Here is a 23,519-nt window from a genome sequence, read left to right as displayed (position 1 = left end):
TTCCTTAGCTGCAAATGGAGTAGCGAGCATGTTGATCATGCGATGGTCCTTGGTTTTGAGTTTCAGCTTGTTGGCATGGCCGAGTACATGGGCTGACGATTGGCCGCAGTGGCGCGGGCCGCAGCGCGATGGCAAATCGGCAGAGACCGGCTTACTCAACAAGTGGCCTGAAGGCGGACCGAAGTTGGTGTGGCAGACCAATGACTTGGGCAATGGCTATTCAACGCCATCGGCCGCCAATGGCCAGTTGTACGTTATCTGCAACAAAGACAATGCGAGTGAAGATTTGATTTGCCTGTCGCTGGCCGATGGTAAACGCCTCTGGTCAACGCGCATCGGTACGGTAGGCAAGAACGAAGGCCCCCAGTACCCCGGCACGCGATCGACACCCACAATCGATGGTGCTTTGGTCTATGCGCTGGCGTCAGATGGGACGCTCGTTTGCGTGGAAGCCAAAGGCGGCACGCTCAAATGGTCAACCAATCTGCCCAAAGACCATGGCGGCAAGGCCGGTATGTGGGCTTATACAGAATCACCACTGATCGATGGCGACGCTTTGATCTGTTCCCCTGGTGGGGCAAGTGCGACAGTGGTTGCGCTGAACAAGAGCAGTGGTGCAGTGATCTGGAAGGCGGCCCTGGCAGAGGCCGATTCAGCCAGTTACTCTTCGCCGGTGATCGCTACGATCGATGGAATCAAACAGTATGTTTTGTTTCTGTCCAAAGGGGTCGTCGGTCTACAGGCTGACACAGGCGAGCTGCTGTGGCGCTATACCAAGACCAGCGATGCGCAAGCCAACGTGCAAACCCCGGTCGCCCAGAACGGTTTGGTTTACACGGCGGCCAGTCGCGTAGGAGGTGGACTAGTCCAAGTTGCCGGCACCAAGTCAGAACCGAAGGAACTGTACTTCGCCAAGCAGATGCCTTCGGGGATGGGAGGCAGCGTCTTGGTTGACGGCAATCTGTTTGGTTCAGCGGGACCAACGGTCATGTGCATCGACTACACAACCGGTCAATCCAAGTGGCAGGATCGCAGCGTAGGAGCCTCTGCAATTTGTTACGCCGATGGCAAGCTGTTCTTGCACGGCGAGAACAACGACGTGGCCATGATCGCAGCCTCCGGCGAAGGCTACCAAGAGCTAGGACGCTTCACTCCGCCCAACGCGCCAGATCGTGGAAAAGCCAAAGCGTGGACCCATCCCATTTTGGTCGACGGCCAACTGATTTTTCGGGATGTCGGAACCATCTGGTGCTACGACGTCAAGAAACCAGGCTAAGTGGGCTACTTGAGAGTTGAAGTCTGCTCCTTACTCCTACTCCTACTCCTACTCCTACTCCATTCGAACTCCTACTCCATTCGAACTCGTACTCCATTCGAACTCGTACTCCATTCGAACTCGTACTCCATTCGCAAGGCGGTCATGGAGTAGGACTGCGTAGTGCTTAATACGTAAGTCTCACTGCTGCTGTTGTCTTCGAATCTCGTACAGCAAGACACCAGCAGCGACGGCGACATTTAGCGAGGTGACGCGACCCGTCATGGGAATCGTAACCCGCTGGTCGCAAAGCGACAGTAGCTCAGGGGCGACACCGTGTGCTTCGCTGCCCAGAATTAGCAGGCTAAAGGCCCGTAGATCACTGTGCCACATGTTTTGCGCGGCATTGGAGTCAGCCGCGACCAGCGTGGCGCCTGCCGTCTTGATCTGCGACGCTGCCTGGACCAGATTGTCGGTTTGGATAATCGGTACATAATTGGCTGCCCCAGATGATGACCGAATGACATGGGGAGTCATCTCCGCTTGATGGCTTTGACCAACGACTACTGCCCTGACGTCTGCACCGTCGCAACATCTGAGGATGGCACCGAAGTTAAAACTATCTTGAATTCGGTCGCACATCACGATCAGCGGCGTAGAGGCATGGTCCGCTGATTTGATCAACTGCATTAGTTCGTCGAGCGATCCATAGGGATAGGCACCTAACCGCGCCACCATCCCTTGGTGTTCGGTTGATTTCGACAACTCCTCTAAGCGTGAGCGGTTGACGATTTGAACAGGGATGCTGTTCAGTCGATCGGACTGCAGCAAGTCAGTCGATTCAGCAAACACCTCTTGGGTAACGAAGACTTCCAATACCGGCCAACGACCAGTAGCTAACGTTTCCAAAACGGCATGTTTACCCCACAGCCAACTCCGCTGATGATTGCCACTGAAGGCTTTATTCGTACGCTTGCGCAAAACTATACCACCAATGCCTCTCGCCGCATTTCATATCGGGTTCGCGAGTGCAATTCATGCGGCGACTTCCAAGAGCCTGCTGCGAAACACACTCTGCCTCAGGTTGCACACCGGCCCGTGATTGTTTGACGCGATCGGTGCACTAACAGTCTATCCTGAGTCGGAGTATTGTCCCACGGGGCCAAGGATAGGCTGAGCCAGGTAATCGAGGCTTAGCGGTTGCCGTTACGCGGAAACATCTTAATCTTCGGCGAGGCCGCGTTTAGATTCGATACTAACCGATTGAACTTCGTTTTGGGCTGCGACAAATTGCTTCAACTTCTTAGCGCTTTCCAAGTCCTTGCACTTGGCATGACAGATTCTGGCTGCAGTTGAAGTGGCTTTTAAACCTGGCTGATCGCCCAGCGAACGAACTGCGGAGCAGTCAGGGTGTTTCTGCACTTCGCTCAGCAAGCTCATTCGCTGGTCAGGGCTGAGATCGGGTTTGAGTACAAAGCTGAGCGTTTCCATGTTGGCCTCCTTCGGTCGGGATCCGTATTACCACATCGACCGGCCATGTCGCAACGAGGTTTGCTTGACCTTCACCTGCAAGAGACGGATGAACTCATGATAGGGTTAGTCAAGTAGGAAGGCAAATCAGACGGCTTCGGCCAGTTTCAGCAGATTCAGGCGTCCGTGGCCATGCTCGTCGGTAAACGCATTGCCGAGCATCGCTGGAACTTGATCGCAGTTATCTTCGAGCAGTTGTCGAACATCGGCTGGCGACAAGCTATTATCACGACCCAGCAGTAGCGCGATGGCAGCGCTCACGTGCGGTGTGGCCATCGACGTGCCGGGCCAGGCGTCGTAGTCTGTCTCGCGAGGGCTCTTCGAAATCTGCCCAGTTGAGGGATTCTTGCGAAAGCCAAAGTCGCCAGCGTAGGTTGGCAAAGTTGACCAGATGTCTTCGCCCGGAGCCATCAGGCTGATGTGATTGCCTTTGTTGCTGAAGGATGCTCGAGTATCATTGATGCGGCTAGCGCCGACAGCGATCACGCCAGGAATGGCGGCGGGATAGGAACGTCTGCGCGTGTTATCGTTGCCCATCGCCGCTACAACGCATACGTTCTGATTGTTCAATTCTTGGAACAGCAGCAACTCTGCCCGTGACGGTTCACCATAGCCACCGATGCTCAGGTTTACCACGCGTGTGCCATCGGAGGCGCAGCGGATCAGAGCGCTGTGGTACATTTCCGGATCGACGAAGTATTCGTAGAATTCAAAGCCCATGTCTACTTCAACTAAATCAGCTTCGTCATCGAAGATCTTGTAGGCCGCCAGCTGGCAGTTGCAGATACCGTTAATACCAACGTCGCCATTGACCAAGGCGCGAATTGTTCCCGAAACATGTGTTCCGTGACCGATGATATCTCGATCACTGGATTCGACGTCGCCATAGTCGAATATGTAGTCGATTTCGCTGCCGGGTAGATCGGGATGTTCCAGATCAATGCCGGTATCGAGCACTGACACTCGAATGCCTGCAGCTTGATTAAAGCCCAGGTCTTGAGCTTCTTGCCATTTGATCTTCTGTAGATTCCACATGGTGACGGGAGCCGGCGGTACGGCGGCAATACCGGCCCGACCTCCGCGCCCGCGCGTGGGCGCCCGCGACGCTTTGGCTGCGGACTTCGAAGGTCTGAGCGAAGGCGTTTTCTTGACGGCTTTCTTTTTGGCCATGAGGTATCGAACGGGTACCCGCGAAACCAGTTCGACGTTGTTGTCTTCCATCAGTGCGGCTTGCAATTGCGTCAAGTCCGTGCCTTGGGTGACTTGGATCATTCGCATACCGGTGGGTGTCGGTTCGCCTGCGGCTGGAGGATTCATGCCGAGTAATCCAGCCACCGCGATGCGTGTGCGGGCTGAGCCAGATGACGGCGAAACGACATCTAAGTTCGTGACCTTTCGAATTACGCCACCGCGATCCATGCGATCCAGAATGCTTAGTCCAGGTGTGGAAAAACCGCCTGGGCCAGCAGCCAGTATGCTGATACCTCGAGACGCCGCTGGCGGAGCGACTTTTACTATCAAACGGTCGTCGTGGAACTTGGGGGCAAACGTATGCGATTTTAGCGGCGAATCGAACATCATCTTTCCTTTCGGGGGCTACGGAAGAGTGTATTCAACGTAGAGTGGCCTGCTCTTAAACTTTGGGAGTAAAGTCTGTTTGGAGAATTTCAGTCGCTTGAGAAACTTCATCCCCGCCGGGCTTTTCTCGGCCAGCGATTTGGTTTCAGCTTCGTTGAAATCAGCTCGGGCGATACAGTGGTCGGTCTGATCCTTCAAGGCCATGTACAAAAGATCAAAAGGCATCTTCCAACCATCATGTGGTGGACGTTTGCCTTTGGCATACTCTTGGTCGGTAGGAATCATAGCCACCAATTGGCCACTGGTCATGTCTTCCAGTCCGCCAGCTTTGCGAGTTGCATTGTGGCTGCCGTGATGGCCAACCTTATAGAACACGGCCCGCTGGAGCAACTGTTGACTTGTAACGTTTAACTTCTTGCCCTCCTGGCTTTTGAACTCAACGTTATCCCACGAAAGCCAATTGCCAATTTGCGCATCGCCTGGAAAGATCAGCGTGCGCCCATCGGGTAACTCAAAGGCTACGACCAGGCTGGTGTTATTGACTCCTACATCCAATTGCAGGGCCAACTGCGAGGCTGCGCTCAGCCAATCGTCATCGATGCGTCGCCAGGGAGTCGTTTGATGATTGAGCGGGTCATTATCAAAGCCATAGTGCTCGCGGAAGTAATTGTCCTCCTGCGCCTGCTGTTCAGAAATGGCATAGCAGTCATCGAACGGACCGGCCGGTAGATGGTCATCGTCGGGATTGAGAAGCCATTGAGCCGCCGCGGCTAGCGAAGTGGATTGGTCGGCCAAGTGTCGATAGCCTTGGTCGCCACTGGGATTCATCTTGCGAATCGACTTTTCGTTTCGCGGTGGTCCGAGTATGTAAGCTTTGACACCAGTAGTTCTAAGCGGTAGGCACTCGCCAGGTTTGCGGAAGTCATTGCTTTTCATTTGGCCACGCAGCCAATCCATCGTTTGGCCCAAGGTCATGCGTCCCGTAGTTTTACTGGACTGGTTGGCATCGACTCCCAGGAATCCCATGACCTGCTCAGTTGCGGCCATACGCTGTCGAATTCCGAAGTCGTTGATGGCTTGGACGCCGCCAGCATTCTCGACTACCTTTAGAGCGGCCTCGACGCGAAGGCGATTCTTGTTGATCGATTGCTTGATTTGTTTGGCCATCGGGTCGTTCAAGTTTTCGGCCCATGACAACCACACGTCTCTAAAATTGATCTTCTCGAAGACTGCCTTGGCGAGCGAAAATCCAGAGATGTGATCCCAATGTTCATGTGTGATGATGAGCAAATCAATTTCGCCTCCGGTAAGTTCTGCGAGATCTTGAGCGACCGCATTCAATCGCGCTTCATCATCCGGCGTGTTCAGGAATAGTCCGCAGTCGATCAGCACATAATAGGGTTCACCTCCAGAAGTTCGCGGAAACGAGATGAGAAAACAGTCTCCCAAACCGTGACAGTACATACGGACCTTGACGCTCGAGTTGCCCTTGGTCGAACTGCTCTTTGGCGTAGACTTCTTTACCGACTTGCTGGCTGCCGACTTCTTCGTACCCGAAGGGATACCAGCTTTCTTGGGAGGCGTTTTCTTCTTCGCAGCTTTTTTCTTAGCCATAGATGCCATCTCCCAAGTCGGTTCCATGTAACAAGGCAAATGGACTGCCGATGTTTGTATCGAAGTATGTTGATTGCAAGGCAAACGAACCACCTTGCTGTTCGAACCGGCGTTGTCGTTCCAAGCGACTTTTGCTGAGAATCGACTTGTAAATGGAGTATCGAACTGCAGTAGTGCGTGGATCGATGATCAGCGTGCATCCGCCGCGAAACCAGAAGTCTGGTTTCCGATACTTGTACCCGGTCTTCGCGGCTTGACGTTGGGTAAAGGCGAACGGCTCTGTTGATCCGTCAACTTCTTTTTGTTCGCCTTCGGAAAGAAAGCCTGCACGCCGTTGCACTACTTCTACCACCAAGTCTTGACTCTGCTGATCATCGGGGCCAACTCGCAAGCATCTGCGTACTGAGTGCACTTCAAAGAGAGGCCTACCTTCTTTGTTGCGAGGCACACTCTTATAACCCTCGCCGCGAACACAGATGCCCAGCATTTGATCAGTGTCAGAATTGGCAGCATGATCTACGAACCATTTATGAAAGATACCGCAATTCTCGCGCATGCGCAGATACGCCGCGCGGCGGTCGCGGCTATCGTAGTCGTCGTTCAGTTTGAGCTGGTCGAGGACACCTTGTAATAGCTGTGCATCGCGAGCGCTGGGAGATCTCCACAACATGGCAGACTGGTCGAGGACGTTGACGTCGGCTGGATACAATCCCCAGCTGCGAAATGCATCGATGACGGCCGTGCGATAATGTAAGTCATCGTTGCGAACTAGTTCGTAGTCGGCTGTAATCAGCGCTCGCAGGTACTCGCCGAAGGTCAAGTCTACTGGCGGTACATAGTCCAGTGCTCGGACACACATCGTCAAAAAGTGTTTAGCAGCTTTGGAAGCTTCGCCAGCCAGTCGATTGACCAGGTCCGGTGTGATTTCACCATCGGGCAGTATGCCAGTTCCGCCAGAGGCGATACGGTACAGATCGCGAGTGCGATGATCATAAATGTTGAGAAACGCTTTGAACAACGCAGCCATCAAGATGGCTCCGCGATCATGGGGTTCAATAACTTCGTTGATTTGCGAGGGATCGGGAGGCACTTCGATGTATTTGCGAAGCGCCCCGCGGTGACCACCTAGCGCAGCTCCAAACTGTTGAGCCAATTCGCCGAGAAGATTCTGCTGTCGCAGATCGCCTCGTGTCTTGGCGATTTGATGCTTGACTACTTCGGCATGCGAAAACTTTTGAAACAGCGCAACTGCATCGGCAAAGGCCTCGTGAAAGGCAAAAACATCTGGGTTACTGGGATACAAATAGTACCGGTGTAAGCCATGTAGTAAGGCGTGTGTCGTTTCGTGAGCGACGATGTCATACGATTGACAGGTGAACACAACCCCGCCGGGTAGAGTTTGCCCACCGGGTTCTTCGCTGGAAGCGAAGTAGCCAAACAGTACCGCATGGCGGTCCGGGTCATAGTAGGCGTTAGCATCACGAAATGCATGCGGATAAATGCGCAACCTGGCGACGAATTCATCCTCGACGTTATTCGGCGGAATGACTTCGCCATCTTCATCGCGCACGAGATGGGGAGCCCACAATGCCTTGCGACCTAGCGCGTGCTCGAAGGTTAGGATAGTATTCATGGCCACTGCGTACGTCATCTGCTGATGAAACTGAGGATTCGACTCAGCCGGTGACAGACCATCCTGGGCCACCAGTCGCGGATCCGAAATATCGACCGGGTAATAGAACCTGCGGCTGAGCGGATCATAGTCGATGACTTCTATGTATTCGCCGATCGGTCCCGGCTGAAGTTGATTGTCATCCCAAGGCAAATTGACGGTTATGACTGCGATTCCCAAGCCCGATATATTCGTGGCCAAGAGCGGATCAAAACTAAATACTCGTAGTCGGCGATGGTTGGGAGCACTGGGCACTGGCCGCGACGATCGTTTGGGCGGAAGAACGGCTTCCTGAACTGACTTCGGGTTCCTCTTAGCGGAAACAAGTTTGGCCGTTACTGATTCAAGAACGGGCGCCGAGGCTGCGTCGATATCTTCGAGCGTGGTCACCTGGTCATCTCGCTTGACTACGTTGGCAGCCAATGCAACGCGTGACAAACGTGGTAACTCGCCCTTCAACAAACTCCTGACGGCTGATATGACGGTGGGGTACATGGCTAACATGGCATGCTTGCCCTTGGGCATGCGGAAAGTGCGTACGTCATCCAGCTTGGCGTTGGCATCGGTGACTGTACCATCACCTGGAACAATCAAGCCACTAGCGACCGCATGACCGTTCTCAAAGGCAATGGCTTCGGCCATTGGTACATCGCCCAAAATGATCGACGTGCGATCGTTGAAGAATCGAGTATCGAGTTTTTTGCTCCAGTCAAATCCGTATTGCAGCCGGTCCGTGTCGATTCCGAGCGTCCAACTGCTCGCCTTCTGCAGCAGCGTCACATCGAACCTGGGCTGCTCGGCTCTGGGGTGGCCATTAACTGGCAACTGAAAGTTCTCGGACTTCCAAGGCAGCAGTTGATATAAACCGGTAAAGGATTGTAGGATTGATTTGAAGTCGGCCTTTACTCCGAAACGTTCTAGGATGTCGATCGAAGAGTTATCGCCTGTGAAAGCAAAAGCTGCGGAGAACGATCCATAACTGGCTGGACCAAGCAGGATAAGATTGCTAACGATCTTCCTGGCCAGGTCTGGACCTAGCAAGTGAAGGGCTCGGCGGGCGACTAGCGAACCTTGGGAATGAGCAATGATATGTAAGGGACGCGATGTACTGGCTTGGTGTGCGCGAATCTTGCCTGCTAGTGATCTGGCAGCTAGTTCGAGGTCTTTGCGCCAGTCGAACGCAAAGTAGCTGGTACCATAGCGATGCAACTCGAGATCCCAAGCCAGCAGGTCGTACATGCCTGGCAGCGTACCGGTAGCTTGGATGGTGACACGATCATCGGCTTCGGTTTCGTCCGCTCCCAACGAGGTTGCCGACGTTCGCAGCTTGTCGAGTTTGAGAGCGCCCAATTGCCCGGCGTCGGTATCGAAAGCGATGGTCGGGTCGATCCAAATCAAGCCATGGCCACCGCGTGTGTCTGTTAGCGTGCTACCGAGAAATCCCGGGACAATGATGATATCAGCGGTGTTGCCAAATAGTTGTGGGCGAGTAGCTGATGAACGTTCTTCTTCCCTGAGCTTGAGCAGATATCTGAGCTGCGCAGGTTCGATCAATCGCTTTTCATCGTCATCCTCGGATTCCTCACGCAATAGCGTTTCGCCGTCTGGCTGATTGAGCAGCCGTGGCAGGGAACCGGCAGCTAAAATTCTTCGACGTCGCTCATCTCTATTCAGATTCGTCATGCTGGTCGCCTTTCGCACAGCGCGTCATCGTGGCCGCGCGTTACCGAAACCAGGCTGAGTTTACCAAGTCAGCTTAGGCTTATATTAATTGAGAACTAAAGCGATATGGAAGAAAAATGCACAGGTTATGTTGTCTGGCAGATGTAATATTTTTTCTGATGAATGGTTGATCCTAGATGTAGACGGACTGGGCGTCACAAAAGAACGCGGTATTTCGAAAAGTAGCGCGGCTCTCCAGGGCCGCTCACAAAAAATCAGAACAGTTGCTCTACGTTGTAGAGCGGCTGTCCCCAGCCGCTCAGCACCCGGCAAGTCGCTGGCCTGTAACGCTGGTCCGCTGGTAGTCGGAAGAAGCATTGGTTAGAGGGTTCTGAATTAAAAACGCAGAGACGCAGAGGATCGCAGAGAAGACACCCACCAAGTCGCTTGCCTGCAACGGTGGTCTATTGGTCGGAAGAAGCTGAGGTTAGAGGGTGCAGAGCAGCTCGGGACAGCTGCTCTACGTAGCTGCTCACTTCGAAGCGTCAACTTCTTTCTTGGTCTGCAACTGTTTCAAATATTCGGTGACCGTTTCTCGATTCTGATCAACGGCTGATGCGACCGCCTTCTCTTGAACTTCGATGGCCTGGTCGAGCTGGCCGTTGAGCTCTAAGAGGTGAGCATACGTGTCGAGGTAGTGCGAATCCTCGGGGGCTTGTTCAATCGCCGCAGCCATGATCTTTTCAGCTTCGGCCAGGAGCTCAGGCGATAGCTTTCGTCCCTCGATTGCGGGTGTGGCAATTGCTTGCCAAACAACCTGATTGACTTTGGCCGGCGGTTGATCCTTCAGCAGAGCTTGCAGGGTCTGTATGGCTTCTGCCTGTCCTTTAATGACCTGATACTCAAGCTGAGCTGACTTGACCGAGGTCACCAGCAATTTAATGCGTGTCTGGATGGCTGGACTATCGAACTCGCCCTCCGCTTTTTCGATCAAGGCTAATGCATTATCGAATTTGTTCGTCATTGCCGCCTGCATAATCTCTGAGGCAACGGCTGAGAACCGTTCGCTTTCGCGATATTCAACCAAGAATGCCTCGCGATCCCATTTACCATCCAACACACTCTCCAGTGGCTTGTCGATGGACATCGGATGTCCGATCCACTCGATGTAGCCATCTTTGCCAACTAAAAATGCGCATGGGATGCCGTTGCGACCGGCAGCTGCCATGTAGGCTTGGTGACAGGAACCATCCGGATCGGTAGTCAAACAATAGGCGCTCGTCAGTTCGCCGTAAGTGGTCGGCTCTTTGTCGGCAGGTTCTTTGTCGTTTGACTCTGCGTCTTCAGCGGCTGGCTTCTTTTGAGATGGTAAGGCGCGTTCCAGGAACGACTCGACGGTCTCCAGATCTTCGTTGCTGATACTAACTACTTGCAGACCTTGCTCGACATGTTTCTTCTGTAGTTCGACGATGTGCGGCATAGCGGCAATGCATGGTCCGCACCAAGTGGCCCAGAACTCAACGATGTAAACCTTGTCAGCTTCAAATTTGGTTACCGGTTGGAACTTGCCGTTTCCATCGTGTACCCAGTGTTCAATATTCAAATCAGGCGCCGATGAACCAACTGTCAAGCTGGGTGCCGGCCGATCAGCGAGCTCCTGCCTTTTGGCTCGAGGCTTGCGCAGCTCAGGCACTTCCTTTTCGTCGACTGTCGTGCCATGACTGAGCGTAAAGCCATGAAAATTCTCGTGGGGCAGATTGAAAGAGTAATAACGGCTTTCGGATTGGAAACCGACGGAGTTGACGGTTGATTCTGGATCAGTAGAAGAACCATAAAACGCCAGGCGGAGTGTGTCACCAGATTTGAGTTCAATCTCTTTTAATGGGATCAAATAGCTATCCACTCGCACCGTCTGGCCGTCGCGCGTCTGCACATACTGAATGCCGCCACGTCCTTCTGAGTCGGGCATCAATCCAGTTGAGCCGCGTTCACTAATTACGATCTGGTAATGCAAGCCAGTCGATGTGGGCCATGGATTCAAGTCATACGTGCGATCGATTTTGGGAGTCCGTTTCTGGTCACCATCGGTATCGAGAATCAAGCTCGATGAATCACCACGCGACCGTCCATTGGGGCCTTTGACGATCTCGTCACTTTCATCATTCCACATAATCGCTTGAACGTAGAGAAAACTGGCATTGGACCAGGCCGAAAGGCGCAATTCGTCTGTGTCGATTAACACTTGGGCTTCGGACTGCGGAAACCCGAAAGCACCATCGGTGCGGACATCGACATCCTCGGCACCGTGGCCAACTGTCAAACATCCGAGCACGACAACGACAGGTAGAAAGCTATGACGCCACAATCGATTGAACATGTGATTGATCCGGTAGAAAGCGATTGAACAACCAACTTGCCCCGCGTCAGCAAGAACTGCGCATAGTGTAACGACTTCCGGAGCCAAATTAAAGTCAATTGTGTCTAAGCACGTCTACACGTCCAATTCGGGATTAGGGCACAGCCAGGAATCGAGGATAGTGGTGCTTACCGGCTGCGCACAGAATTTTACGTCATCCACGAAAGCAGTTCGCGAACACCGACGGTCGCGAAGGTGGTGGCGTAGTCGGACATGGCATAGGGAATGATCAATTGTTCTTGGTGAATTATAGCGCCGCATGTGTACACAACGTTGGGCACGTAGCCTTCGCGCTCTTGTTCATTGGGGGCAATCAAAGGTTCGCGCAGCCTGCCGATAATCCTGGACGGATCCTCTAGATCAAGCAGTATGGCACCGATGCAGTATTTACGCATGGCACCCACACCGTGAGTCAGTACCAGCCAACCTGCGTCAGTCTCAATCGGTGAACCGCAGTTGCCCAGTTGCACATACTCCCACGGGTACGTCGGCTTGATAATCAGCTCTTTCGTATGCCAGAAATAGAGCATATCCGAGTACATCAGAAACAGATGTTCGCCATCCTGCCTGCCCAGCATGGCATAGTGGCCATTGATCATTCTGGGGAACAGAGCCATGCCCTTATTGGCAATGGCTGCACCATTGAGAGTGTGCATTTTGAAGCGCACAAAGTCGGTCGTTTCTAGCAGCTGCGGCAGAACCATCCGGCCATCATAGGCGCTATAGGTTGCATAGTAACAGGACTGATTCTGGTCACCCGTGAACCTAACGAAACGCGCGTCTTCGATTCCATTGGTCTCCGTCGGACTCAGCGGGAACACGGTGCGTTCCGACAGGTCATGATCGGGTGAATACAAAATTGTGTAATTCGATTTCGCCAACATGATAATGCGGTCCACTAGAGGAGCCATTTCTGCATGATGGAGCCTGTGTTGGCGCAGCGCGGCTTTGAGGCCGTGCTCCAAGCGATCCAAGGTAAACTCTTCCGGGAGCGTGGCCAATACTTCATGGCTGAAGGGTGTCGATAGGCCCAGCTCAATCAGTTTTCGTTGAAACAGATCTTTGTTGTACGAGGCGTCAGGAATCAATCGTGGAGTCGTGGCGAATTTGGCCGGTTCATCAACAGCAATTTTAACATTGCGATCAATTGTGCCTGAACGAAAAACAATGGACGATATGTGGCCTTCACCTACGGCCCGCAAGCTCATCGCAAAACGGCGCGAGCCTTCGGGAAGGTTCGACTGATCGGGATGCCAAACCATTGATGGATTGAACAGTGCGGCCGACTCTAAGGCATATTCCTGAGTGAAATATGCACCGAGTAACAAGCTGCGGTTCTGGCTGAGCGCGACATCGGTAAAGAGATAGCTGCGGAGGTCATTGAATCGCTGCTCAAAGAACGACTCGGGCGACTGGTGACGTCCATGAAACTCTCTGAGTACCTGCTCCAGTTGAACGTCGACTTCGCTTTCTGCCAACTGCGACACACGCGCGATGACACGCACAACTCGATCCGCACCGGGTGGTTGAAAGGGGCGTAGAACAACTCGTTGTTTGTTGGGAGAGAGGACTATACCTGTTCGTTTTATCGCAATAGAGCTCAAGCGATGAACTTTCCGGAGTGACTGGATGGGGCATTTGTTTGCAAGCAGTGAATTTAGTTGCTGGCAGTAATGTTGGCTGCGAACTGGCGCATTTCAGAGAGAGATAGCAAGAACGCCAGCGTGGATTCGGCACCTTGATTGGCATTGACTTGGTTTTCCATCAAGCCGTCAAAGCAACCACCGGTGGCGGCATCATAAATCGGTTGACCTAGGTCGTTCCGTCCCAGAAACCAGTCAAAGGCCAAATGCGCTTGATTGCACCAAAAGGGATCCTCCGTAGCACCAAAAGCTTCGATGGCGGCTGACGTCATCGCATAGGCTTCAATGGGCTGCTGGTCATACACCGCATGTGCGCCGCAATCACGACTGAACCCATTGGAACCGATGGGACGAAATCGGCCTTCGGGTGATAGTTGTTTCTCAGCCAGCCATCTAAGGCTAGCCAAACCGATCTCAGTGGTTTGCGGATTGCTTGCCCAGCGGCCTTGCGCGATCAGGGCCTGGCACAGCCTGGCATTATCATACGAAGCAATATCTTCAAACCATGGCCAGGCTTCGGTAGCCACAGTGTTGTACATAGCCATCAACTTATCGGCTAGTCGCTGACTCATGGATGCCGCGAGTCGATCGCCACTATAACGACGTAGGTATTGTTGAATGCCCAAAATAGCCAAAGCCCAAGTTCTCGGAGAACTGGTACTCTCGCACGTGGGCAAAGCCTGTTGAAAGAGTTCATGTGCCCAGGAAACCAGACCCGGACGGCGCGAGCGACCGACGCAGGTGCCCAGTGACCACAGCGATCTGCCTTGCGAATCATCGGACCCGTCGTGCTCTAACCATTGCCGCTGGAAGCTCATGAAATTGCGAAAGCGGCCGGTATCGCGCACAAAGGCGTGATTCAAAAAAGCAGCGTAACGCGAGGCAAGGATCTGGACTTGCGGCGAGTCCTTGCCCATGTCTTCGATCAAAACTGTCAGTATCAGCGCTCTGGCATTGTCGTCAGTGCAATATCCGTGCAGCCGGTCGGGCACGCTGTAAATCGCATGTTGCAAGATTCCAGTTGAATCACTCATGTGCTCCAAATGGCCCAGATGCATTTGTGGCAAAGCCAAAGGCAATTCGTCTAGCGTTCGGACTGCCAATGGACTGCTGCGGATGCTGCGTTCTTCGATCGCTCGCTGAAAGGATTTCAGATACTGTAGCGACGCCTTGTCCCAAGTCATGGAGCGGCCGAGCGTGCGAGCTTGCTCACGCATTGCCAGCCGACGCTGGTCATCGCCGAGCAATTCACAAACTTCGCGAGTGATCGCGTCGGAATCACTAAAGGGTATCAAGATGCCGCGGCCATCAGCCAGTAGTTCTTCAGCATGCCAATAAGGAGTCGAGATTACAGCTTGACCGCAACCAAATGCGTAAGCCAAGGTGCCCGATACGGCTTGTTCGCGGTTCAGATAGGGAGTGATATATAGATCGGCAGCGCCGATGAACTCCGTCAATTCATCGAGTTCTACGAACCGATTATAAAAACTCACGTGTTTGCTGATGCCCAGTTCCTTGGCCATCCGCTCCAAACTAATTCGATATCGTTCGCCTTGTTCGCGGATCAGACTGGGATGCGTTGCGCCCAACACCAAATAAATGAAATTCGGAAAACGCTCCACGATCTTGGGAATGGCTTTTAGTACGTACTCGATGCCCTTGCCGGGTGAGAGTAGACCAAAGGTGAGGGCGACGGCTTTCCCTTGCACGCTGAATTGCGATTTCAAGTCTGCCTGATCGGCTTGCGGTGCGTGCGGTATTCCATGCGGGATGAGATCTATCTGAGCGCTATCGGCGGCGTAAGTTTCGATGAGCGTGCGTTTGCACCGCTCGGTCATCACGACTAGTCGACTCGAATATCGAATCAACTGGGTCATCACAGATCGCTGTGACTGACTGGGCGCCGAGAGTACCGTGTGTAGTGTCGTCACAACGGGCATTCTCAAGTCTTGCAACAACGCCAGAATGTGGCTCCCGCTGGCTCCTCCGAAAATGCCAAACTCGTGTTGCAGAGACACGAGGTCTACATTTCTGAAGTTCAAGAAGTCGGCTGCAGCTCGGTACTCGTCGAGTTCCTGAGCGGCGACATGGAATTGTGCTTCACTGCCGTAAGCGTATCCGCCTGCGATGTCATTGAGAGGAACGACCATACACTCGGCGGGAGTAGACTTTGTAACTGCGTTTCGCAGATCAAAAGTGAACGTGGCGATACCGCACTTGCGTGGCAAGTAGGTGCCGATGAATGCGATTTTGCGCAGGTCTTGATGGTTCAGGTTGGACATATTTCTGTGACGCTCTCTTTCTTCAGAGATTTCAAGATGGCCCCTGTGGAGAGCTCGAGTACGGCGACCGAGGTGTCTGCTGCTCCGTAGAACACGTGCAGGTTTTCACCTGCAGTTAGCGTTCCCGTCGGAAAGACGACTTCCGGTACAAAGCCATGTGTTTCATGAGCCGATGACGGAACAAGGATCGGTTCAGCGGATCGAGCGATCACTTGTGTTGGATCGTCGCGATCAAGGAGCAACGCACCAACTGCATAGCGGCCCACGTGACCGGCCACCTTGGCTTTCGCACTGCCGTGGTACAGCAATAACCAACCTTCATCCAGCAGTATTGGCGGAGGCCCACTGCCTAGGCGATCTGCCTCCCATACTTCACGACCATGGGCTAGCGGCTGATGTTGTCCCCAATGCAGGAGATCAGGTGAGCGAGCTAGCCAGATTTGCGGTGCACTAAAACGTGAGTTGGGATTGGGACGATGAAGGGCGACAAACTGGTCGTCAATCTTGGTGGAAAAAAGTACTACGTCTTTGTTCTCGCAGGGAAAGATGATGCCATGGCGATGAAATTGCACCATGTTCTGTGACGACATCAACTGCGTTAATGCCCCCAGTCGAGAAACCGCGACATAGGTTATCCAATAGGTCTGATCGATCTTGGTAATGCGAGGGTCTTCGATGCCGAATTCCTCTGCCAGGCCCCAGGGTTTGATCAGTCCCGCTGGCTGCCAAGCAGAATCACTATCACCATGTTGTCGATAGACCGCTAGTTGAGAGACCGATGTCAGCCGGAGCGCACCGGTGGCGGGCAGGCTTACCACGCGTGCGTCTACTCCCAGCAACTGCTCGTCCGGGATCCAATCTGCTTCCAAGTGTCCATCGTGCGTGTAGCGCGGTAGAGCCGTCATGCCAGGCCGTTGCTCGATGGGTCGCTCGGCTACACGTGCTAACATCACGGGACCTGTGGCGGTCATAGTGATCGCGGGATTGAAGACTCCGATCACCTCCCAGCCTGCTTGGGAAGGTTGGATGTCCCTGGGGCTGAACAAGATCTTCTCATTCTGACGCGCAGGCATGCTCATACGCGGTCGGTCTCGTCGACACAGCCGAGCATTTCACCAAACTTCGACGCGGAAATGGCTCCAGAGAAACGATACACTTCGGGGCTACTAGTTGGATCCAAGCGATAAAGCGCTACGCTGGTCAACGACGCGTGGTTAGCCTGGGCGTGTTCAGGTTGTGAATGGCCCTCGAGTTGAACGAAGGTATCCTGGCAAACGAGCCAAACCAAGTTGACCGGCAGGAGGTCATACGGATGCTCTCGACGCTGCGAGTGTCCATCAAAAGGTCCACCAACAAACCCAATCCATTCGTGTGCATTTTCGGTGACGCGTAACATAGTCGTTCCTCCATGGTATCGAGTGTTCTATGAGTTCGACATGGATGTTTCAAATGACTCAACCAGGCCATATCCATGGCAGCCTGCTCGCAGTGCAAGAGAATGCGATAAATCAACCAAGTCTCGCTTTTCGTCGATGGCCGACACGATTGCCTGCATAGTCGCAGCCACTACCGTCGGTTGATTTGGACCGGACGCATCAATGACTACCAAATGCAAGCCGGTTGTGGCCGAGTTGAGCTGGCCTTGCATGTACCCTTTGACAAGCGGATAAGGTGTCAGCTCGCTGGCTTCAGGGCAGTTTTTTAAGTAAGCATCATAGCTGGACTTTTCCGTAAATCCGTAAATGGCACTCAGCGCTGCGGCGCTTTCTCGAGCCGCTAAAGCGGGCTCCAAAGGCGCGTTGTCTGCGTTCAATATGTAGCGAGGAACCCGAGAGCTACGATCCACCACAGATGCCTCCTTGGCACAAGAGAAGTAGCCGCAACTGCTGGAATTCATAGCACACTAAAACAATGTGCTAGCAGACTGCGCGCCTTGACGTGGTCGACGAAGAACAGATCTTGCAAGCAAAGCATGCGCTGAGTTGAGCCCCTGTTTTTGGCAAGAGCTCCAACTCGAATGTTCGGCATTGGCCAACTTGTAAGCCTAACAGAGTGGCTTGAATAAACAATGGCTACGCCCAATATTGCCGGTTTATTCATGTGGAGCTTGCGTTGCGGGCAAAACGCGAGATTGAACAGTTGTTGGTTGGGTATTGGTCGAGTACTTCTTAATTTCTGGTTGGCCAGTCTCCCAGAGCCACTCGTAAATTCGCGGCAGTCGATCGGCTGGTTGCCCCGAGGCCTTCGTAAGCTCCGATGAAGTCAGTAGGTGGATGGTGCTACCGTCGGTTGACCATTGGGCATGCACGAAACTGGGACCTTTCTCTGCCAAATGTTCGCGCACAATTTCACCCGTGAGCGTATTCAAAATCTTCAGGTGATTGCCGGAGACCAACAGCAGTTGGCGGCTGTCTGGTGAAAAACGTAGCTCGGACGCTTTGAAGAATCGTCCATGCCCTTGTTTTGGATCAGCGAAGTCGATGCCCAGGCGATGCTCACCTGAATGTGTATCCCAAATATGGACCGAACCCAAGTAGCCAGCAGCGACAACCAGTTGGCCATCAGGTGACACAGCGAGACCAATCGCCCCCTGAACACCAAAAAATGGTTCGTATGTGTTGGCCAGTTTGCCCGAGTCTAGATCGCGTCGCACGATGCGGTGATCATCCGTGGAGTATAAAACCGACGATTCGTCAGAAGCGAATACTATCCCTGGTCGTGCTTGAGCAGGGTATTCTCCCACGAGTTTTCCCACGTGAGTGGTCGCATCCAGTTTCAGGCAGCGAAGATTCCAGAAATGCCGAGCATCCAACGTAGGTGGGTCGGTGGGAATAGTTTCGACTTCGGTACGAACATGAATAAGCGCCGCAGCATATTTCCTGGCAGGTGATATCTGTACGGCCGAGATTCGTTGTCCTTCAGGTACGGCAAAGCCAGAGTACTGCTGGGTACTCTTGCTGAGTAAGTCGATGGTTTCACCTGCCTGCGTCAGCATCGTGCTGCCATCGGGCGACAGCGCCCCAAGTTCTGAACGTTGGACCAGCAGGATGCGACTGAGGTCGGATTTGGACCAGTCCCAAACATGCAAACGTACTACGCTGGGATCCAGGCCAGCATCAATGTCAGCATGCGGTACCACTTCGCCCAGCCGCACAGGATGGTCTGGACCAACGCAGGCAATCACTGTTGCAACTTCGGCCACGACCGGACGCGTCATGGTTGTAGCCGCTCGCATGAAGCGCTCTATAGGTGCCGTCGCGTCAGTATTGAGGACGGCACCAGGTGTAGACGCATGATTCGAACCAAGAATCACCTGTGGACCAACATGCAAGGCAACCAGTTTGTCTTGGATATCAAAGAAGCAATAGACTTCAATGACAGGCTGGTGATCAGAATTACTTGCTTGCCGAAGCTTGCCATACAAGTATGTCCGAATGCCATCGCGCTCGATTGTCCGTTGGGTAGCGTCCGGTGCGATGTGTTGCATGACATCTATATTTATTTCGGCGTCTACGATGTCGTCAAATTCATTGGCTCGAAGCCATTTTAGAACCTCGTCGCGATGAATTGACCCAGATAACTCGCGCGGAATTCTCTCTAGCCAGCTCTCTTGCCATGTGCGTTCTGGTTGGCCTGAGACTGGGGCGGACAAGTCTGCAGACTTCGTCGAAGTGTCCGGTGCGCTGAGTCGGTCTCGTTTGTATCGTTTGAGAATACGGTTATCGCCCGCGCCCGTCGTAAACGATTCGGGTCGAGGTCCTCCTTCTCGAGCAACACATAAGATCAACTCATCACCGTCAAGTTGGTAAAGCCCATGAATGGTGCCTTCCCAGAGTTGGAAGTCCATGGCGGATGCCGACGCGTTCATGGGAATCACGATATGTCCATACTCGCCTTTAAGCTCTGCGCCGTTGGGCGCGGTTTGATGCTGCGAGAATTTGGAGCCCTGAATAATCATCCTTTCATTGAACAGCTGATCCGGGGCACCGGCTTTACCATCACGTTCAGATGATACCAGTCGCCAAACTCCTTGCAGCTCGACAATCACCTGACCATTAGAGGCAGGTTGCAAGAAACTGTAAGCCGTCATCAGGCCACCGAGGGCGACGAGCGACACAATGATCTTAGCCATGTTGGATCGCACCTTTCCAAAGATCGAAGTCTGGGCGTTATTGGGAATGTTGGAGACCTGCGTGTCGACCTCACGAGGAAGTGGTATGAAGTCGGGTTGTTGCACATGCGCCAGGCATTGTTCAAGTAATCGAGCGACGTCGGCAGCACAGCCGAATCGATGATCGGGATGTTTGGCCATCAACTTGCCAATGATGCGACATAGCCAATCAGGAATATTGGGATTGATGTCGCGAATGCTTCTGGGCTCATCATCGACGATACGCCTGAGCACGCTCAAGCTTGATTCGGCGCGAAAAGGTGGGCGGCCAGTACACATGGTGTAAAGGACGCTACCCAAGCTAAACAGATCGCTGCGGGCGTCGACCGGCTCGCCGGTGGCTTGCTCGGGTGACATAAACTGTGGAGTTCCTGGATGAACTCCGCTACGAGTTAAAGTGGCATCATCAACGGCTCTGGCCAATCCGAAGTCAGTAATCAGCGCGCGATCCACGCCCGCTTCCAGAAGTATGTTGGATGGCTTGATGTCGCGATGAACCAACCCCTGGTCGTGAGCGGCCGATAAACCCGCAGCAATTTGCTTGCCGAGTCTGAGTATCTCGCACGTTTGCAGAGGTCCAGTTTGATCGATTCTGAACTGCAGCGACTGACCTGCAATGTATTGCATCACCAATAGGGGAGCATCGCGTTCGGTTTCGACGTTATGAATGGGCACCACATGCTCGTGGACGATAGCAGCCGCTGCCCGGGCTTCTCGAGCAAAACGCTTACGAGCCGCTCCGCTGCCTGCGAGGAATGGAGCCAAGACCTTAATCGCAACGGGACGATTTAATTCCGAATCGAAGCCTTTAAAAACGACTCCCATGCCTCCCGCGCCGATCATACGTTCGACTTCGTATCGTCCGAGTCGTCCCAGCATTTCGGGATGGGACGGTGGCGACAACAATTGGCGGGCCATGGATTCATTCCACGAGAACCCACTCTCGAGGCCGTGCGCCCACGAGAAATGAGGTCGATCATAGGCACTGTCAGAGCCGTCGCTTGCCGCATGAGAGGATAGTGCATCGCTCGCCGTGATCCAATCGTTAGGGCTAGCAGCTAACTGTTCCAACCGCTGTTGGCAGTAAGTACATTGTTCAATGTGCTGCATCAATTCACTCTGGTCTAACTCGCCGTGGCTGCTACGCAACATGGCGGACAATTGAAGGTCATCGCAAGTGTTGGATTTTGGGTTCATGATTCGTCTTTGTAGCGTTCGACAAGTTCCTTGATACGCGCCATAACGCGACTTCGACCAAAGTAAATGTTGGCCCTACGCGTTTGCAGAGTGCGGGCTGCTTCCTCGATCGACAGCCCATCGATATGGGTTAGCCAGAATGCTTGCCATGTTTGTTCTGCCACTGAGCTCCGAACTTTCTCTGCGGCCCAGCGAAACACGGCTCGCTCGTACTCCAAATCGAGATGTTCAGACGGATCGCTGGGGGCTGGCAGCGAGCACAGCGTATGTTCAGCTGCCACTCCGTCTCCGCCCAGCGGACGTTTACTGCGGCGTGAGAGTATGTCGGCAGCTTCGTTGCGAGCGATGGTAAGCAGCCATGCTCGAAAGCTGCCGCGATCTGTTCGGTCCAACCATTTCGAGACCGATCGAGTGACTGCTAACAACACTTCTTGAACCAGGTTTTCAGCATCAGCCGGCTGCAGTCCGCGGCCTCGAGCCACTCGATACAGCACATTGCCGTAGAGTTCGACAAATTCGTCCCACGCGGACACGTCGGCTGCGTTTTGCAGTCGTAGAATCAAGCTGACTCGTGTCTCAGGTGGGCTTGGCGACATTTGTAACCATCTCCGCGATGTCGGACAGGACATTTATTAGACTCACAAGTCCATGCCAGTCTTGCGCGCGCAAACGAGAAATGTAGAGGGAGTTCCTCTTTTGCCCCTTTTGATCAAAGCCTAGTATAGCGCCGTGAAAGATGGTACCATTGGTGGTTCGGACGCAATGCGTTCATCGACTCCGAATTCGGGTCGCCACTCCTTGTCGCACAGCGATTAGCCGCGGCAGCCTTCACTTGAGGTTGATTTTACCGACTGGCTACTCTTACTCGCTGGAATTCTGTTATGGCGCAGGGAACGATCAAAAAAGTGATCGCTGACAAAGGCTTCGGATTCATCAAGACCGATCGAGGCGAAATCTTTTTTCACTCATCCGCACTGCAAGGCGTGACGATTGAATCACTCCGAGAAGGCACAGTAGTCGACTACACCGAAACGCGTGGACCGAAAGGCCCGCGAGCTGAGTCGATCAAGGTCGTTGCACCTTAGTCGCTCTGGGGTGGATCGTTACTGATTTCATCCGCTGGCATGCGCAGCGGCTATTCAGCCCTGCGCGTATGTGCTCCTTTCTTGGAGGATAGTGCATGACTGTAAATAAGATTCCCGACAATCAACTAACGCGCAGCGTGACCATGAAATTGGCTCAACGCAGCGGCGGTAGTGGTTGCAAAGTGACTGCCGTGGTGGCTAACGGCTACGTGACTCTCAGTGGTTTTGTAGCTGCTGAGTATCAGAAACGCCCACTGGTCAATGCGATCAACGGCATCAACGGTGTGCGTCGCGTGATCGACGAGTTGCAAGTTACGCCTAAGAAGAAACGCGAAGACGCTTAAGCGGCTTGGTCAATGTTAAATGCAGCAAGGCCGACATTTGCATGTCGGCCTTGTTGATTTCTCATGTTGCGGTAACGCTCTCAGTCGCGACTTACCAGCGTTCGCGACGTTGACGACCACCAGCACCGCCGCCACCACCACCGCCGCCACCGCCATCAAACGATCGTGGGCGATCTTCGCGAGGCTTGGCTTCATTGACTTGTAGATTCCGTCCATCGTTGTCTTTGCCATCCAGCCCAGCGATCGCTGCGTTGGCTTCTTGTTGACTCGACATCTCGACGAAGCCAAATCCTTTGCTGCGTCCAGTATCGCGATCTACGATGACTTGAGCGCTGACGACGCTGCCAAACGAGGCAAACAGTTCTTCCAGTTGTGGCGTACCTACGTTGTAGCTCAGGTTTCCACAGTACAGTTTCTTACCCATCGATCCTAACTCCAAAACGGGTTCTTCGTTCGTATTCAATCAACAAGACAAAGAACCATAAAAATCTTATTGAAAGTAGCTTTGAGCCCTTCGGCTAACCGCAGGGCATTTGTTTTATCTTCGTCCGCTTTCATTAGCAGCGGACGGCGTTGTTTACTGAGCCTCGCTGGTCACTCGTCGCATGGCTTCGAAGCCTGTCGCGGTGAGCGAATAGCCACCTTGGAACGATTCAGCGTTCAGTAAACCAGCGCTGACAAGTCGCGCCAAACTGTGTCCGTGCGAATCGAGCTCATTGCCGCTTAAGCACAGCATTTTACCTGTGGTCATCAAGTAGCGACTGAATATGTGCAGGACGCGTGTTTCATCTTCCGAGATCACAGGTGCATCGGGCCGCAGGGTGGCTTCCGTGTGACGTTTCTCACGTTTTTCTCTCTTTTTTGCCGCTTTATCACGCTTTTCGACCTCGCGCTGACGCTTGGCCATCGTGTTTCGGTCTTTCGCCATGGGAATACTTTCATAGAGCACGTGGCAAGTCGTGAGCCATGCAACAGGATTTCAGCTGAACCTGATAACCCTGAAGACGTTGCCGGATGCTGTGTGTTTTTGAGATTATCCTCGGCCGCTCTGCTGTATTAGGATCAATCCA

18 protein-coding genes are annotated in these 23,519 nt (G+C 53.3%); 3 read left to right on the top strand and 15 right to left on the bottom strand.

Translation table 11 applies throughout. The annotated features are described in order from the left end of the window. Nucleotides 1-28 precede the first annotated feature (28 nt). Complete coding sequence (locus tag SH573x_RS27460) at nucleotides 29-1,276, top strand: PQQ-binding-like beta-propeller repeat protein (RefSeq protein WP_479351256.1); 1,248 nt, start codon at nucleotides 29-31, stop codon at nucleotides 1,274-1,276. A gap of 180 nt (nucleotides 1,277-1,456) precedes the next feature. On the opposite strand, the gene rlmB is transcribed toward SH573x_RS27460, so the two are convergent. From rlmB to SH573x_RS27395, 13 genes are all read right to left on the bottom strand, one after another. Beyond that, nucleotides 1,457-2,236, bottom strand: a complete 780-nt coding sequence (rlmB, locus tag SH573x_RS27455; protein WP_479351255.1) for a 23S rRNA (guanosine(2251)-2'-O)-methyltransferase RlmB — start codon at nucleotides 2,234-2,236, stop codon at nucleotides 1,457-1,459. A gap of 240 nt (nucleotides 2,237-2,476) precedes the next feature. Then, nucleotides 2,477-2,746, bottom strand: a complete 270-nt coding sequence (locus SH573x_RS27450; RefSeq protein ID WP_479351254.1) for a hypothetical protein — start codon at nucleotides 2,744-2,746, stop codon at nucleotides 2,477-2,479. A 126-nt stretch (nucleotides 2,747-2,872) separates the two neighbouring features. Then, complete coding sequence (locus SH573x_RS27445; RefSeq protein WP_479351253.1) at nucleotides 2,873-4,366, bottom strand: S8 family peptidase; 1,494 nt, start codon at nucleotides 4,364-4,366, stop codon at nucleotides 2,873-2,875. Nucleotides 4,367-4,381: 15 nt separating this feature from the next. Then, a complete protein-coding gene (locus SH573x_RS27440; RefSeq protein ID WP_479351252.1) occupies nucleotides 4,382-5,977 on the bottom strand; it encodes an MBL fold metallo-hydrolase in 1,596 nt (531 codons plus the stop codon). Beyond that, nucleotides 5,970-9,332, bottom strand: a complete 3,363-nt coding sequence (locus tag SH573x_RS27435; RefSeq protein ID WP_479351251.1) for a lipase/acyltransferase domain-containing protein — start codon at nucleotides 9,330-9,332, stop codon at nucleotides 5,970-5,972. Before SH573x_RS27435 ends, SH573x_RS27440 begins: the two co-directional genes overlap by 8 nt. Before the next feature lie 511 nt (nucleotides 9,333-9,843). After that, complete coding sequence (locus SH573x_RS27430; RefSeq protein WP_479351250.1) at nucleotides 9,844-11,688, bottom strand: TlpA family protein disulfide reductase; 1,845 nt, start codon at nucleotides 11,686-11,688, stop codon at nucleotides 9,844-9,846. 188 nt (nucleotides 11,689-11,876) lie between these two features. Next, complete coding sequence (locus SH573x_RS27425) at nucleotides 11,877-13,232, bottom strand: glycoside hydrolase family 130 protein (RefSeq protein WP_479351249.1); 1,356 nt, start codon at nucleotides 13,230-13,232, stop codon at nucleotides 11,877-11,879. Nucleotides 13,233-13,384: 152 nt separating this feature from the next. Beyond that, a complete protein-coding gene (locus SH573x_RS27420; RefSeq protein WP_479351248.1) occupies nucleotides 13,385-15,652 on the bottom strand; it encodes a glycosyltransferase family 4 protein in 2,268 nt (755 codons plus the stop codon). Further along, nucleotides 15,640-16,731 (bottom strand): glycoside hydrolase family 130 protein, encoded by a 1,092-nt coding sequence (locus SH573x_RS27415; protein ID WP_479351247.1) that lies wholly within the window; start codon nucleotides 16,729-16,731, stop codon nucleotides 15,640-15,642. Before SH573x_RS27415 ends, SH573x_RS27420 begins: the two co-directional genes overlap by 13 nt. Next, nucleotides 16,728-17,048: a hypothetical protein gene (locus SH573x_RS27410; RefSeq protein WP_479351246.1), complete on the bottom strand. Its 321-nt coding sequence runs from the start codon at nucleotides 17,046-17,048 to the stop codon at nucleotides 16,728-16,730. The genes SH573x_RS27415 and SH573x_RS27410 overlap by 4 nt, the downstream gene beginning before the upstream one ends. A 27-nt stretch (nucleotides 17,049-17,075) precedes the next feature. Next, entirely contained in the window at nucleotides 17,076-17,498 is a 423-nt protein-coding gene (locus SH573x_RS27405; protein ID WP_479351245.1) for a hypothetical protein, read from the bottom strand. A gap of 246 nt (nucleotides 17,499-17,744) precedes the next feature. After that, on the bottom strand, nucleotides 17,745-21,020 hold the full coding sequence (locus tag SH573x_RS27400) for a protein kinase domain-containing protein (protein ID WP_479351244.1): 3,276 nt from the start codon (nucleotides 21,018-21,020) through the stop codon (nucleotides 17,745-17,747). Beyond that, nucleotides 21,017-21,616 (bottom strand): RNA polymerase sigma factor, encoded by a 600-nt coding sequence (locus SH573x_RS27395; protein ID WP_479351243.1) that lies wholly within the window; start codon nucleotides 21,614-21,616, stop codon nucleotides 21,017-21,019. The genes SH573x_RS27400 and SH573x_RS27395 overlap by 4 nt, the downstream gene beginning before the upstream one ends. Before the next feature lie 285 nt (nucleotides 21,617-21,901). On the opposite strand from SH573x_RS27395, the gene SH573x_RS27390 reads away from it, so the two are divergent. After that, nucleotides 21,902-22,105, top strand: coding sequence for a cold-shock protein (locus SH573x_RS27390; RefSeq protein ID WP_479351242.1), 204 nt, complete (start codon nucleotides 21,902-21,904; stop codon nucleotides 22,103-22,105). A gap of 95 nt (nucleotides 22,106-22,200) precedes the next feature. Continuing rightward, nucleotides 22,201-22,449 carry a BON domain-containing protein gene (locus SH573x_RS27385; protein WP_479351241.1) on the top strand — a complete coding sequence of 83 codons (249 nt, stop codon included), beginning with the start codon at nucleotides 22,201-22,203 and terminating at the stop codon, nucleotides 22,447-22,449. A 91-nt stretch (nucleotides 22,450-22,540) separates the two neighbouring features. On the opposite strand, the gene rbp is transcribed toward SH573x_RS27385, so the two are convergent. Both rbp and SH573x_RS27375 read right to left on the bottom strand, forming a co-directional pair. Then, nucleotides 22,541-22,873, bottom strand: a complete 333-nt coding sequence (gene rbp / locus SH573x_RS27380) for an RNA-binding regulator (RefSeq protein ID WP_479351240.1) — start codon at nucleotides 22,871-22,873, stop codon at nucleotides 22,541-22,543. Between the two features lie 153 nt (nucleotides 22,874-23,026). Then, nucleotides 23,027-23,377, bottom strand: coding sequence for a hypothetical protein (locus SH573x_RS27375; protein WP_479351239.1), 351 nt, complete (start codon nucleotides 23,375-23,377; stop codon nucleotides 23,027-23,029). Nucleotides 23,378-23,519 lie beyond the last annotated feature (142 nt).

This window comes from Rania fehmarnensis (assembly GCF_056494185.1).
Note: the sequence above shows the minus strand (reverse complement) of the source record. Positions and strands in the feature narration are given on the sequence as shown.